Source organism: Vibrio sp. 1F279 (assembly GCF_041439815.1).
Taxonomy (GTDB): domain Bacteria; phylum Pseudomonadota; class Gammaproteobacteria; order Enterobacterales; family Vibrionaceae; genus Vibrio; species Vibrio tasmaniensis_A.
Genome location: NZ_JBGOOU010000021.1, coordinates 77,067 through 92,868, shown reverse-complemented (window position 1 = coordinate 92,868; position 15,802 = coordinate 77,067). Strand labels below are relative to the sequence as shown.

The window sequence follows — 15,802 nt, the reverse complement described above, 5'->3', positions numbered from 1 at the left end:
GTTATCGGCTTCTCATGTAGGCTAGCTACACATCAAAGCCTCTGCCTTGTATAAATACCCAGCAACTCGCTGCAAAAACCAGCTCGAAAGATCAACACGCCCTAATTTCAAACCAAAAACTTTTTGTAATGACTGATGGCGTGATAAATAACGGTGTAATAGATGGATGATCGTGTAATAACAACAGAAACTTTACCTCTAAGACTTGGGTTAACAATGTGGTCTCATTCCGAGTGGCAAAGTCAGTTTTATGGTAAAGGAACAAAACCCGCTGAGCGCTTAGAAAAATACTCCCAAGTTTTTCATACCGTTGAAGGCAACACGACTTTCTATGCGACACCCAGTGTCTCAACGGTCAATAACTGGAAAGCCGCGAGTCACGATGATTTCAAGTTTACTTTTAAGCTGCCTAAGTTCATCACCCACCAGCAGCACTTAAAACATTGCCAAGCCGAACTCAAAGAATTTCTGCTCACCATGTCGCCCCTACATAGGCGCATTGGTCAGTGGACGATTCAATTGCCCCATAGCTTCGAACCCAGCATGCTTCCTGCCCTGCAAAAGTTTTGTACCTTGTTTCCAAAAGACATGCAGCTCGGCGTTGAAGTTCGTCACCTTGGTTTCTTTGATAAAGGCGATGCCGAAAAACGTTTCAATCATTGGTTAATAGAAGAAGGGATCAACCGCATCATTATGGATAGCCGTCCTGTTTTCTCCGCACCACCAACCACAGAAGCGGTGATCGACGCGCATCAAAAAAAACCACGTGTTCCGGTTCATGCCATTGCGACGGCAAACAATCCGATGGTTCGCTTTATTGGTCATCCAGATCAGGAACCCAATCTGGCTTTCTTTAAACCTTGGTTCGCGAAATTACCGACTTGGTTAAACGAAGGAAAACAACCTTATTTAATGATCCACACCCCAGACAATAATCACGCCCCTGAGTTGGCGATTGCTATCTATAAGCAATTACAGACGCAAGTTGCTGAACACACAAAGATAACCTTGCCTAATTTGGCGGAGTTTCCTGCTCAAAAAGGCGACCATCAAATCTCGATGTTTTGATAGTAAACAACTACTAACACACGTTCACTTTCATCAATCTCAGTTTTCGTGACACAAGCCATTTTTTTACGTAAAATACGTCCCCTTTTATTTGGTATGAATTTTGTGCCAATTACGCTGACTGTCGAGAGAAAATGCCATGAGCAACACAGACAATATCTTTTCCGCTCCTATTGATAAAATTGGAGACTTCACCTTTGATGCAAGGGTTGCTGAAGTATTTCCGGATATGATTCAACGCTCGGTGCCTGGTTATAGCAATATCATCTCTGCAATCGGCATGCTGGCTGAACGCTTTGTAAAGCCACATTCAAATATTTACGATCTTGGCTGCTCGCTTGGTGCTGCGACACTTTCTATGCGTCGTCACATTCAGCAAGAAGGCTGCACGATTTTCGCTATCGATAATTCAGAAGCCATGGTTGAACGCTGTAAGCTGCATGTAAACGCCTACCGCAGTGACACACCGGTAGAAGTGATTGAAGCCGACATCCGTGAAGTGGAAATCAAAGACGCCTCTGTTGTGGTGCTTAACTTTACACTGCAATTTCTGTCTCCTGACGACCGATACGCTCTGCTTGAAAAAATTCATGCAGGCTTACGCCCGGGCGGAATCTTAATCCTTTCTGAAAAGTACGTATTCGAAGACGAAAGTTCAAATGAACTGCTTATCGACCTGCACCATGACTTCAAGCGTGCAAACGGATACAGCGAGCTTGAAGTCAGCCAGAAACGCAGCGCAATTGAAAACGTGATGCGTCCTGACTCGATTACAGTTCACAAGCAACGTTTTGAAAAGATTGGCTTCTCAAGTAGCGAAGTGTGGTTCCAATGCTTCAACTTCGGTTCAATGTTCGCGATTAAATAGCGCACATACCCAGTCAGCTCGTACTAAAATGTCATCCTCAAGAGCGAGGAAGGAGCGTGTTGGGGGTCTCTATCAAGTACGATAAACCGAGACTCCCTATCATGTTCGTCCCTCACTGTAGGGAATGACAAATTTAATTTCTATTTTAGGGTTTATTGACCCTATTAACTCAGTGAAAAACTATGTTTAATTTTGCCAATTTTTATCAACTCATTGCCCAAGACACTCGCCTTCAGCCGTGGCTTAATGTTCTTCCTCAACAGCTGACGGATTGGCAAAATGCAGAACACGGCGACTTCGACCGTTGGTTGCGTGCACTGAATAAAATCCCGCAAGGTGTGCCTGACCAAGTTGATCTGAAAAACTCAGTGACGATTGGCAGCTCTACACCGTTCCACACGGGTGAACTTAAAAAGTTAGAAAGCTTACTGAAGACTTTCCACCCTTGGAGAAAAGGCCCTTACACAGTTCACGACATTCATATCGATACAGAATGGCGCAGTGACTGGAAATGGGATCGTGTGCTTCCACATATCTCTCCATTGAAAAACCGTTCGGTTCTCGATGTAGGTTGTGGCAACGGCTACCACATGTGGCGCATGCTAGGTGAAGGCGCTCGCTTGACGGTGGGTATCGACCCTTCTCACTTATTCTTGGTTCAGTTTGAAGCCATTCGTAAATTGATGGGCGACGACCAACGTGCTCACCTATTACCTCTAGGTATTGAGCAACTGCCAAAACTGGAAGCTTACGACACTGTATTCAGCATGGGCGTGCTTTACCACCGCCGTTCACCACTTGATCATTTGATTCAACTAAAAGACCAATTGGTATCTGGTGGCGAACTGGTACTTGAAACGTTAGTGATTGAAGGTGACGAAAACGCTGTTCTTGTGCCTGTGGATCGCTACGCTCAAATGAGAAACGTTTACTTCTTCCCATCTGCACGCGCACTGAAACGCTGGCTTGAACAGGTAGGCTTTGAAGACGTGCGTATCGTTGATGAAAATGTTACAACGATTGGCGAACAACGCACAACGGAGTGGATGACACACAACTCTCTACCGGATTACTTAGACCCTAATGATCCAAGTAAAACCGTAGAAGGTCACCCAGCACCAAGGCGTGCGATTCTAGTAGCGACAAAACCTTAAGCTCTGTTACACAAAACCATAAGCTCTGTCGTCATACAGCCACCGTTATTTATATGTGGGGATTTTGATAAAAAAGAGAACTAATTGTACAAAAGTTGCGCTCATGTTTAATAAGTGAGCGCCCTTAAGTGACAATAATTTTCGTAGCGCTCACATTGCGATTCAATATGACCAGACTCTTACAATAGGATGCTTCACGCATCCTTTTTTGTGGGATAAACTTCTAAATAGTCTGAACTATTCTCTAATTTCCAAAGGTTTTTATATGTTTAAGCGATTATCGCCTATCGTGGCGGTTGGTTTGCTCTCTGGTTGCACCCTCACGAGCGGTGCTACCTACCATCAAGAAACTCTCGACGCTATTTCCCGCTCAGAGACAAACATCGCAAACAAGGTTCAAAATCTTGAACTGCAGCTAAGTAATCAAAGTGATTATATTGAAAGCTTGGAAGACGAAATTACCACTCTTTCTAGTCAATTAGATGTTCACCTGACCAGTATGGAACACAGGGTCATTGAAGAGCTAAAAGAAGCCGAGCCTGTTGCCGTTGCAGCTGCACCTACCGCTCCTACATCACAGCCGACTATTCTAGGCGGTATTGAAAAAGTATCGATCGACTCTATCAAACAAAGCTTCGATGCTCGTGTTGATACTGGCGCAACCACCTCTTCTTTAAATGCCGTCGACATCAAAGAATTCGAACGCAACGGTAAAGATTGGGTTAAGTTCCATTTGGCAGATAAAGCACAAGCAAAAGAAGACCAAAAATGGATCGAAGCGCCCGTTGTACGTTATGTGAAAATCCGTCAGTCAACCAATGATCAGACAGAACGTCGAGCTGTGATCGAATTATGGGTAAAAGTCGGAAAAATCCATGAAAAAGCGCAATTTACATTGGCGGATCGCTCTCAAATGAGTCACCCTGTATTACTAGGGCGCGAATTTATCAAAGACATAGCGCTAGTAGATGTAAGTAAAAAGTACGTACAAACGGAAGTTAAATAACAATAGTAGGGTAAGCTATGACGTCAAGAATTCCATTTTATATCTCTATTTTCCTGCTCATCGTGGCAGGTATAACCCTGAGTATGTTCAGACATACAACCTACGGTGTACCCTGGACTCCAGGCGAGACTAATCAGGTTTGGGACATTGAAGCTCGTATCGAATTCAATGCAGTGGGCAAAGAAGCAAAAGTTTCACTAGCCGCACCTCACACACAGTCTAACTTTACACTTATCGGCGAGTCAGCTTCATCACCAGGCTATGGCATTTCGTACTTGAATACAGATTCAGGTCGCCGTGCTGAGTGGTCAATTCGTCACGCAGATGGTCCGCAGACTATCTACTACAAAACACAGTTCTTAGTCGATAGCCAAGCGAACGTTACCTCAACACCTCCTGAAGGTGATGTGGCTCAACCAAGCTTTGATGGTCCTGAAGAAGCCGCGGCCCTTGCTTTGATTGACAGAGCAACCAAGCGCTCAGCAGACAACATCACCTTTACTCGTGAGTTAATCAAAACGCTTAACGATCCAGACAGCCAAAACTCAGCGCTGATTCTGAATAACATGACCAAAGTGGAAGCGACACACAAGCTACTTTCTGCCGCTAAAATCCACAACAAAGTCGTCGGTGTTATTGAACTGGAAGACGGACGTCGTCGCCAATCAATCCAACACATGAACCAAATTTGGGATAATAACCAGTGGGTTCTATTCTCTCCTGAATCGAGCGAGCAGCAAGTTCAACCAAACCTGTTAATTTGGGATGAATCAAATGTATCTCTATTAGACGTGGTTGGCGGTCAGAACAGTAAAGTTCACTTCTCTATGATTGCTCAGGAAGTTACTCCAACTGAAGCAACCAACAGTAAAGTATCAGCGGATCAACTGTTAAACCTTTCCATTCATAGTCTACCGCTAGAAGAGCAAGCGATGTTTAAAACCATCATGCTGATTCCTATCGGTGCTCTGATTGTTGTGTTCCTACGTGTCATCATAGGTCTTAAGACTTCTGGTACGTTCATGCCCGTTCTGATTGCTGTGGCATTCGTTCAAACACAGTTGGTTACCGGTATTGTTGGCTTCCTACTGATTGTCGGTACCGGTCTTGTAATACGAAGTTACTTATCCAAACTCAACCTATTGCTCGTGGCCAGGATATCCGCTGTAATTATTACAGTAATTATGATTATTTCGATATTTACTGTAGTCGCGTTTAAAATCGGACTTACAGAAGGCCTATCAATTACGTTCTTCCCAATGATTATCTTGTCTTGGACTATCGAACGTATGTCTATCCTTTGGGAAGAAGAAGGCGCGAAAGAAGTTGTACTTCAAGGTGGCGGCTCTCTATTTACCGCGGTGCTTGTTTACTTAGGTATGACTAACCCGTTCATTCAGCACTTAACGTTTAACTTTATTGGTTTACAGCTTGTTATTCTAGCGACCATCTTGTTACTAGGTAACTACACAGGCTACCGTCTAACCGAGCTTCGTCGCTTTAAACCGCTAGCGGAGGACTAAGTTATGTTTGATCAATTTACTTCACCGTTTAAGTTGAAAGACAAAGGCATAATGGGAATGAACAAGCGTAACCATAGTTATATTGGCCGCTACAATGATCGTTCCAAGTACCCACTCGTTGATGACAAGCTTAAGACTAAAATCATTGCTGAACAGGCTGGCGCCACCGTGCCAAAGCTTATTGGCGTTATTAGTCACCAAGCTGAAGTAAAAACAATCCACAAGATGGTTAAAGAGTGGCCGGGCTTTGTAATCAAGCCCGCTCAAGGCAGTGGTGGTAAAGGCATCCTTGTTGTGATCTCTCATAAAGATGGGGTTTACACCAAACCATCGGGTTCTACTATCAATGAAGAAGATGTAGAGCGCCATATCAGTAACGCGCTCGCGGGCCTTTTCTCGCTGGGTGGCAAGAACGATGTGGCCGTAGTTGAAAACCTCATCAAGTTTGATGAGTGTTTTGAAGGCTTCAGCTACGAAGGTGTGCCAGACGTACGAATCATCGTATTCAAAGGCTACCCTGTGATGGCGATGATGCGTCTGTCCACTTCAGATTCAGATGGTAAGGCTAACTTGCACCAAGGTGCTGTTGGTGTGGGTATAGACATTGCGACAGGTAAAGCGGTTCGAGCGGTTCAGTTCGATCAGCCTGTTACACACCATCCAGATACGGGTAAAGAACTCGCGTTATTACAAGTTCCTCACTGGGAAAAGCTGTTAACTCTAGCATCAAGTGCTTGGGAAATGACGGGCTTAGGCTATATGGGTACTGACATGGTATTAGACCAAGAAGAAGGCCCTATGGTACTAGAACTTAATGCTCGACCTGGTTTAGCTATCCAAATCGCGAACGGCGCGGGGCTACTTCCTAGACTGCATCATATTGAAAACCTTGGCACGCCTGCTGAATATCCAAAACCTGCGGAGCGTGTTGCTTACGCTGCAAAACAGTTCGGTCACAACTAGTCAAAATTTTGTCACTTAAATTTTAGGCCAAAATTTGGGGTGTTTGGGGTTATCTCCCCTTGCATCCCAATCCTTTCTATACGCTTACTTCAGCAACACATTCACACCAAAAATAGATTAAAAGGTACTTATTTGTGCTAATTCCGCCTAGGAAGTAGAAAAATACGCACCATCAAAATCAATTAAAACCCATCAAATTTGTGTAGATACCCTATTCACTGTAAATCCCACGCATAAGTATTCACACTGCTTGTTTGTAACGACGTTCCCTTACAAAACGACCAACAAATAAATTGTAACCCTATGTTAGCATACAGATAATTTAGTCAATAAAATAAGCAACAACTGTTAAGGAAATGCTATGATGACCGTCAAAAATAAGATTATGCTAACAATTAGCGGCCTAATCTGTTTAACGATTTTAGTTATATCTACGATAGGATATTTCGAATTTAAGTCTGCCACCACGGATGACTACCGTCATAACTTGTCTACGAAATCGTTTCTTGTAGCCAAAGCTGTCGAAGGGAAAATGGAAGCGTATTTCGGCGCTTTGGAAAGCATTTCAACCAGTATCCATACTGATAGATCCGGTAACATCATGATCAACCCGATGCTGTTGAAAATGATGACGAACAGTAAAGAATCTCTTGGTGTTCTTAATATTTACATCGGTCTTCCTGATGGCAAAACTTACGACGTTAAAAATCAAGGTATCATTCCTAATTTTAATGCTAAGCAAAAACAACGCGAATGGTTCAACCTTGGGTTTTCAGGTGCAAAACGATACAGTAACTAACCCTTACCTAGCAACAACAGGGCATTTAACTATGTCAGTTGTTATTCCATTTAAAGCCAGGGGCGAAACGAAAGCAGTGATTGGCCTTAGTCTTAAAATGAGTGATATTACAGACTATATAAACGAGCTATCTGAAGAGCCAAACTTATTTGTCTCTCGCCAAGATGGTTTCCTTGTTGCCGCTAGCTATGAAGATTTTATTGGTAAAAATATCTACGATCTTCGACCATCATACCGTGAACACGGTAGTAAGATGACCAGTGAGCACTCTTACAATGTTCCAGATAAAGGCGACTTTTATGTCGTTTCATCTCAAATTGAGTCATTAGGTTGGAATACCTGGGCTTGGGCAAGTTGGGACGACATTGAAGCGCCTTCAAATGCGATGGTGAAAATAAATACTGTAGTTGGTCTAATTTTCGCGGTTATGGCAACCGGAATAACATTCTTATTAGTCACCCGATTAATGTATCGTCCTATTGGCGGAGAGCCACAATACATCGAAGCTCTTGTGAGTCGAATCTCGGCAGGAGACCTGACCAATATCCCTAAATTAAATGGTGACGAAACAGGGATCTATCGTTCAACTCTTGAAATGGCAGGTAACCTCCAAGGCATTATTGGCAATATTGAGCAGTCTTCAAACTCTCTCTCATCACAATCTTCATCTCTTGAGACCTCTTCAAATCAGTTAAGCACCTCATCAGAAGAACAAATGATGCAGCTAGAGCAAGTTGCAACCGCGATGAATCAGATGACCGCGACTGTTGCGGAAGTGGCTCAAAATGCGATGCAGGCATCATCATCATCCAATGAGGCAAGCCTTTCATCTCAGTCAGGTCTTGAGACTGTGGGTGACATGAACCAGCAAATCAGCTTACTTGTAACGAATATTGAGCAGGTTCAAGATTCGATTCTTGGTGTAGAAAAAGAAACTCAAAATGTAGGTAGCATACTTGATGTTATCCGAGGTATTGCTGAGCAAACAAACTTGCTGGCACTAAACGCAGCAATTGAAGCAGCTCGAGCGGGTGAGCAAGGTCGCGGCTTCGCCGTCGTGGCTGACGAGGTGCGTAACCTCGCTAACAAGACACAAGAAAGCACGAACGAAATACAAACCATGATTTCATCACTTCAAACTCAAGCAAAACAATCTGTTGAGCTTATGGTTGAAAATGCAGAAACAGCTAAAGTAACTCGTGAAAAGTCAGATCAAGCGAGTCAAATGCTGAATACTATTCAGCATGAGATTGGGACAATTCAAGACATGAACAACCAGATTGCAGCGGAAGAACAATCGCAAGTAGCCGTTGAAATCAACGAAAATGTAGTGAATGTAAATGATTTGGCGCGAGCGACTGTCGATGACGTCCAGCAAAATGTTCAAACAGCGCAAAATGTTAATAATGTTTCGGACGAACTGCATCAAACGATAAAGATGTTTAAGATCTAATCTTAGATAAGCTAAACGTACCGACAACCTATACGTTAAAGCCTAAGTATCAAAATCTTCGGCTTAAAAAAAGATAACGTAATTAAAACCGCCTTCTCTTCTGAGAAGGCGGTTTTTTATATGGTAATAAGTTCAGGCTGAGTCATGCCAATCACAGTCAGTCATTATAAATAGCTCAGGAATACCACCCTCACCCTCACCCTCACCCTCACCCTCACCCTCACCCTCACCCTCACCCTCACCAAAAGAATACGAGACCCGTGAAGCTGCCAAACAAAAAAAGCCCCGAAGTGTATACTTCGAGGCCATTAATTTACGGTAGATAGATTACGCTTCTAAGGTAGTTCGATAAGCTCTTGAACAGGAGATACCGGTTTATTTTGAGCAAAACCACGCAGACCAACAACGTGTACGTGTTCGTGATCTTTGAAAACCTTACGAACCAGTTTGTAGGTTGTACCTTTCTCTGGGCTAATGTTCTCTGGCGCAGCAATCAGGAGTTGCATACCTAAACGGTCACACAGTTCAAACAGCGTAGAGATCGACTTAGAATCCAGACGAGCGGCTTCATCAAGGAACAACAAACGACATGGAACGATGTCTTTACTACGAAGTCGACGTGACTCTTCTTCCCAGCTCTGAATAACCATCAATAGGATTGACTGACCCGTACCGATCGCCTCACCCGTAGACAATGCACCCGATTCCGCTTGTAACCAACCGTCTGAACCACGGTTAACTTCAACACTTAACTCTAGATAGTTACGGTAATCCAGTAACTCTTCACCAAGAACTTGTGGAGAACGTTGACCCATATCGATATGCGGATTGACACGTTGGAACAACTTCGCCATTGCTTCTGAGAAGGTAAAGCGCGTTGATTCAAACAAGTCTTTGTGTTGCTCTTGTTGAGTCGCTAGCCCTGATAGCAAAATCTCGTGGCTTTCACGGATCTTAACGTTCAGACGCACGCCCTTAACCTGACCAAAATAGATATTCGACAGACCTTGGTTGAGCATACGAATACGGTTCTGCTCGCGCTGAATCGTTTTCTTTATGATACTTGCTACCGACTCAGAGCTGATCGCTAAGCGGTTTTCACGCTGCGTCAGTTCTTCTGTTAGTCGAGCTAGCTCTACTTCCATCTCTTCGATTGCTTCAACCGGATCATCGGTATGAATGATGTCTTGACGAATGCGCTCTCGAAGGTGTTGGTAAACCGCAATGTAAAACAGAACCTTACGCTCTGGATGTGCGTTGTCTTCAGAGAGACGCAGCGAATCACGCAGGTCGTCATTGTCGGCTACAGCCAGACGTAGCGCACCCAGTGATTTATCCGACATAGAGCGAAGTTCGCCCGCCGTTAAATAAGCCAGTTCACGCTTATGGAGACGACGTTCAACATCATTTTCACGAGCTAAGCGAAGTACTGAACACCAGCCGGCTTTTGCTGCAACAACGAAGGTACGAAGCTCGGTGTACTCTTTCTGAACTTTCTTAAGACGCTTAGCCAGCGCTTTCATCTCAAGTTCAGTTGAGGTAATCGTGCGTTCGTATTCACTCTTACGGCTACGAGAAGTATGCAAACGCTCTTGAAGCTCGTCACGACGACGAACCGCGCGCTCTTCAGCACCTTCATCAGCGTTAACACCGAACTCTTGTAGCTCTTGCTTGAACTCTTGAACCGTCTCTTGCTTCGCTTGGTGCGAGCTCTTCAGTGCTGCCAATACTTGGTTGTACTGGTTCATCTGTTCGCGAGCTTGCTTCAAGCCATCGCGGCCTTTAGCTCGTGCTTGTTCTGCTTGAACCAACTTCGCTTTCAGTTGTTCGCTCAGTTCGCTGCTCTTGTTAAGCAGGTCAACAGAATCTGCGTAAGCAAAGTAGTGACGACGTTCGATTAAGTCAGAAAGAGCAAACACTTTACCTTTTAGAGTTTGTAACGCGCTGTCTGCCTGACGATACTCGGCTTCCAAAGCTTCGAATTGCTCAGGGTCAGCATCGAGTGCAGAAACGATTTGCTCTAATGAAGTAAGCGCTTTGCCATGAGTGTTCAAGTAAGACTTAGCTTCGCTTAGACGCTCTAGTTGTGCTTCTAATTCAGCGAGACGCTCAGCTAATGTTTCGTCTTCAAGAATACGAACCATTGGTGCCAATTTGTCCAGTGCACCAAGTGCTTGCTTGCTTTGTAGAAGCTGACTGCGTTGTTGTTGCTCTTTAGAGTCAAGCTCAGCCAGAGAACGAACAATTTGATGACGCTTATCACGAATAGACGCGAGCGCCTGTTCGGGATCTGCGTTGAACGCAACGTGCAGATGCTTAGCAACAAAGCTGTTAAATGCTTGGTATAGGCGATTCAGTTTCTGAGAGTCAAACGCAGCTTTGGCATGGTTTTCTACCACAACGTCACGCTCTTCACGCAATTTCTCTAGGCGTTGCTCACGAGCCGCACGGCCAAACAATGGAATCTCAGGGAAGCGCGAGTAACGCATTTGGCGATCGTTCAGCTGAACACACACCGCACCTTCAAGCTCATCGGCATTGAACGAGCTGTCATCAAACGCGTCTACATCGCCTTCTAGGATGTAAAGATCTTCTGGACAATCATCAAGATCCACCAGCTTCTCTTTAATGCCATCAAGGTCCGAAACCACAATTGCGTGACGAGCCGGGCCGTACATCGCACTGAAGTACGGTGCATCGCCAATCGTGATGTCATCGTAGATCTCAGAAAGCAGCACGCCACCAAGCGTATCCGCCAGACCTTTCAGGCGAGGATCGTTAGAGCCACCCGGAGAAGCTAAACGCTCTATCTCTTGTTCAAGTTCAGAACGGCGCGTCGCCAATTGATCTTTCGCTACCGCTTGAGATTTTTCGTCTTCAAGCACTTGCTGCATTTGAGTCATTACTGCTTGGCTATCTTCTAGCTCAGCTTCTGTTTGATCTCTTAGGGCTTCAAGTGCGTCGTTCGCCGTGATCCACGTTGGAGCAATAGACTCAAGTTTTTGAATCTCTTGGTCGTGGTTTTGTTGCACACGACGTTGCTCACTCTTCGCTTCACGCAGCTCTTCTTGAGCGTACTCAAGAGAATCGATCTGCATTGCATGGCGTTCACGTTCTTCATCGAAAACCGCTTCGTCAGTCAGTGAGATGTTGTGTTGCTTTTGGTATTCAGTCGCAAGCTCTTTTGCTTGACGCTGCTGCGCCACATCACGAGCCATGTCACGGTGCTGAGCACGCCACTGTTGTTCGTTTTCAACAACGTGTTTTGCGTTACGGCCTTTTTCTAACGCTTGCTTAGCACTGTTAGACGCTTCTTTACGCTCAACGTCACCAACGATGCTTTTAACAAGAGCGAGCGCTTTGTCGAACTGCGCAGACGCAGCAGAAGACATGTCTAGTTTATGCTTAGTCGACAGTAACGTTTGAGTGCTTGATTCTTCTTGTGCTTTTAGCTCAGAAACCAGAGTTAATGCGCTTTCTGCCGTAATAGACTCATCATCAAGTAGCTGCTTAGTTTTCTCTAATGCTTGAACCGCTTGTTGGTATTGAAGCGCACGAGTCTGCTGAACATCCAACGCTTGTTGGTAGTCAGCAAGCTGAGTTTTCAGGCTATCCACTTCTTCTTCAGTAATGGTTGCCTGTTCTTCAGCAAGAAGTACTCGTTCTTGAGCTTCTTCAACTACCATCATCTGTTCTTCTAGACGCTCATTAAGCTCTTCTAGATCTTCACTGTAGCGAGCAATTTTCTCTTGCTGACGAAGTGCAGTTTGAACCAATTGAAGATGATCCGAAGCCGCTTGATAATCTTGTTCTAGTGCCGATTCTTGATCGACCAACAGCTCAAGCTCTTCTTGAACGCGGTTCAACAAGTTGTTTTGATCAAGCAAGGTTTCACGAGAACCAAACAGTTCACCACGGAACTTCATAGTTTGATCAAGCTTGTTGCGACGATCGTTGGCATGGCGCATGTAATCTGCTGCCACGTAGTTCGTAGATTCAGTGATCAAGTGCTTGAACAAGTCACGATCCGACTGAGTCGTTTTGATCGCTTCTAGCGTCATGCGGTTTTCGCGTAGTGCTGATTCCATGTCTTGGAATGCTTTCTTCACACCGCCATTTTGCGGTAGAAGGTAATCACGCAGAGAACGCGTAATCGCACTTGAGATACCGCCGTAAAGTGATGCTTCAATCAAACGGTAGAACTTAGAACGGTCACTGCTGTTACGCAGTTTCTTAGGAACAACACCGTACTCAAACATCTGTGAGTGGTAATCAACAATAGAAGAGAAAGCTTTAAAGTGCGCCCCTTCATATTGCGCTACCGCTGCTTTCACGTCGTTCAGTTGACACACACGAGCGTGGCTGTCTGAAACGTTCTGGATCAATACATCCGTTGGCTTCACATTGCTTGGAAGGCCTTGGATTACAAACGGTTTGATGTCGACCTTCTTATCACGACCCGCAACTTGCTGCAGTTTTACTGCAAACAATAGGCGTTGATTACGTGAGTTCACGACATCTAGCGCGGCATAACATGCGCCAGGCTGAAGCTTACCGTAAAGACCTTTATCGCGTGACGACTGTGAGCTACCCGCTTCCGTTGTGTTACGGAAATGCAGAAGGCTTTGGTCAGGGATCAGTGCAGTGATGAATGCCGCCATCGTGGTCGACTTACCCGCACCGTTACCGCCAGAAAGCGTTGTAACCAATCCATCAATATCAAAAGTACGCGCAAAGAAGCCGTTCCAGTTGATCATGGTTAATGATTGATACTTACCTCTTTCAATCATGCTTCACCTTCTACTTTTGTTTGTTCGCCATCGTTTGACTCAAGGTCAAAGTCAGCTTGATCGTTAAAAATGTCTTGTTGACCGTTTTCGTCCACGTTTAGTTCAACTTCTGATACGGCTTCCGTTTGCTCTTCATTCAACAAGCTACCTTGGTTAGGTTCTTGAGTATGAACAACAGCTTCACCATCACGAATAAGTCGTAATTGCGCTTCTTTCATATCATCGCCAACACGAACATCCGCACCAAAACGGAACACCGCTTCGCTGATACGGAATTTACCTGTTTCACCAATCACGATCAGCATGCCGATACGACGTAAACGGCGTAAAGAAGTACGTACTTTTTCAAACAGCTTTTCTTTGTCTAAGTCAGAACCAGACGCACGGTTGGTTGCTAGCTTCATGAGTTTTTTCTCATCCGCTAACGACATCAGTTCATCAAACAACTCTTGATTGGTGAAGATGCCTTCATGAGCCAAACGCTCTGGGCTTAGGTATAAGAAACACAATACTTTGCCAACCAGCATGTCGAGCTCAGACAACACACTACGACCAATTAAAGACGTAGAACGCGGGCGCAGATAGAAGAAACCTTCAGGCGCTTTTACCAGTTCCGTATTGTAGCGTTGATAAAAATGCTGAAGCTCAACTTCAAAATCAGAAAGCAACGCATGGTTATCGAGGTCTTCTGTTGAAACATGCTTGCCTGAACGCAACATGCTATCTAGCGCAGGAAACAACGGGTTCGCTATCGCTTTTACCAGTTTCTCTGGCATGTAATCATCAGTACTTGTTAATGACATTTGCTTGTACCTTTGCACCGAAATCGTTGATTGCCTGCCAATCCGGCTGAATAGCCTGATAGTCAGACTCTGAGTAACCTAAGCGCACGGCTTGGTCGACAACAATTCTGGCTAAATCAAAATGGTGTGTGCGAGGGTGCGCTGCGAGGTAATCACGCAGCACAAGGCCAAGATCAATTGGCGCACCTTGCTGTTTGTGAGCTTTCAACATATCTGCGATTCGTTCTGAAAGTAGATCGTTCACTTGCTCAAATTCTTCGTATTCTACGTCGATTGGGGCTTGCCCCATCACTTCGTCATCACGGATCACAAGTGCTTCATCGCGAAGATCCGTGAGTTTTTCTGCGTCTGCGTAGGTCAATAACCAAGGCGCATCAAAGTAGTCAGTGACTGACTGACGCAAGCGTTGGCTAAAGGCACGGTTTTTATCCATATCGATCGCGGTACGGATAAATTTATGCACGTGGCGATCGTAGCCGATCCACAAATCAATCGCTTGTTGGCCCCAACTGGTGATTCGGTCTAGCTTCATTTGCAAACCAAATAGGGTTTCGCCAACGAACTCGAGCTCATCGTCACCATAAACAATTTCTTGAATATCAAGAATCTGGGTTTGCAGTTCATCACCCGCCGCTTGCAAGGTGTCTTGCAACTCTTTTAGCGTGGCTGAGGTTTCTGATAGCAAAGACTCACAGTTGTTGATTGCTTCTCGCCAATCTTTATTTAACAGATCCGCAATTTGCTGCTTGACGGTTTGTTGCTGTTCATCCATAACCCGCTGGTTGAGATCGATCTGATCAAAAATTTCGCCAACAGAATACTTGAGCACGCCGTACACATTCCTTCTCCAATGTCCCGGAGTTCCACCTTTCTGGGCGGCTTCAATGGCTTTTGCCATCTCATCGGCAACCATAGAAAGCTGGATAGACAGTTTTAATTTAGAAAACTGGCGGTGACGTAAGTAATAATCTGAGATACCAATCGCCAATGGCGATAAGCGATAAATGCTTGCACCATCTGTGATTTCGCTGGTAAAGCGGCTGATCAACTTCTGTTTAACCAACTCATTGATAGCGTTGTTGGCACGAAACGCAGACGCTTCGCCAGTATCTTCAAACAGTCGAGTGACAATAGTGAATGCATCGTGCAGTTCACCCTCGCCCAACTCTTCATCGAACCTTTCATTGCTTAATACGGCGATAGCAATCAAAAATGCTAAGCGCTCTGGTGGCAAGTTTAATGAAAAATCATGCTGCTTGACCCAGCCCACCAACTCATCAATTGGCTGCTCTTCGGCAGTTTGAGTCATTTCACTCATTGTGGTTCCTGTTACTGTTGTTCGTCATATCGAACGTATTAGATATGACGCCTATTT

General features: G+C 44.8%; 9 protein-coding genes and 1 pseudogene. 7 read left to right on the top strand and 3 right to left on the bottom strand.

Features of this window, described 5'->3' with window-relative positions; all coding sequences use genetic code 11:
- The first annotated feature begins 162 nt into the window (after positions 1–162).
- The 7 genes and pseudogenes from ACED60_RS15740 (at position 163) to ACED60_RS15710 (ending at position 8,834) form a co-directional block, all read left to right on the top strand.
- On the top strand, positions 163–1,068 hold the full coding sequence (locus tag ACED60_RS15740) for a DUF72 domain-containing protein (RefSeq protein ID WP_371727946.1): 906 nt from the start codon (positions 163–165) through the stop codon (positions 1,066–1,068).
- Positions 1,069–1,207: 139 nt separating this feature from the next.
- Positions 1,208–1,936: a carboxy-S-adenosyl-L-methionine synthase CmoA gene (gene cmoA, locus ACED60_RS15735; RefSeq protein WP_009846366.1), complete on the top strand. Its 729-nt coding sequence runs from the start codon at positions 1,208–1,210 to the stop codon at positions 1,934–1,936.
- Positions 1,937–2,118: 182 nt separating this feature from the next.
- Complete coding sequence (cmoB, locus tag ACED60_RS15730; RefSeq protein WP_009846365.1) at positions 2,119–3,090, top strand: tRNA 5-methoxyuridine(34)/uridine 5-oxyacetic acid(34) synthase CmoB; 972 nt, start codon at positions 2,119–2,121, stop codon at positions 3,088–3,090.
- A 265-nt stretch (positions 3,091–3,355) separates the two neighbouring features.
- Entirely contained in the window at positions 3,356–4,096 is a 741-nt protein-coding gene (locus tag ACED60_RS15725) for an ATP-dependent zinc protease (protein WP_009846364.1), read from the top strand.
- 17 nt (positions 4,097–4,113) lie between these two features.
- Positions 4,114–5,619: an inactive transglutaminase family protein gene (locus ACED60_RS15720; protein ID WP_009846363.1), complete on the top strand. Its 1,506-nt coding sequence runs from the start codon at positions 4,114–4,116 to the stop codon at positions 5,617–5,619.
- Between the two features lie 3 nt (positions 5,620–5,622).
- On the top strand, positions 5,623–6,582 hold the full coding sequence (locus tag ACED60_RS15715) for an alpha-L-glutamate ligase-like protein (RefSeq protein ID WP_012603623.1): 960 nt from the start codon (positions 5,623–5,625) through the stop codon (positions 6,580–6,582).
- 364 nt (positions 6,583–6,946) lie between these two features.
- Positions 6,947–8,834: pseudogene (locus ACED60_RS15710) on the top strand (methyl-accepting chemotaxis protein).
- A gap of 335 nt (positions 8,835–9,169) precedes the next feature.
- Here ACED60_RS15710 and mukB read toward each other — a convergent pair.
- The 3 genes from mukB to mukF are packed head-to-tail and all read right to left on the bottom strand — an operon-like array spanning position 9,170 to position 15,745.
- A complete protein-coding gene (mukB, locus tag ACED60_RS15705) occupies positions 9,170–13,624 on the bottom strand; it encodes a chromosome partition protein MukB (protein WP_371727945.1) in 4,455 nt (1,484 codons plus the stop codon).
- Entirely contained in the window at positions 13,621–14,427 is an 807-nt protein-coding gene (mukE, locus tag ACED60_RS15700; RefSeq protein ID WP_135383949.1) for a chromosome partition protein MukE, read from the bottom strand. Before mukE ends, mukB begins: the two co-directional genes overlap by 4 nt.
- Entirely contained in the window at positions 14,408–15,745 is a 1,338-nt protein-coding gene (gene mukF / locus ACED60_RS15695) for a chromosome partition protein MukF (protein WP_371727944.1), read from the bottom strand. Before mukF ends, mukE begins: the two co-directional genes overlap by 20 nt.
- Positions 15,746–15,802 lie beyond the last annotated feature (57 nt).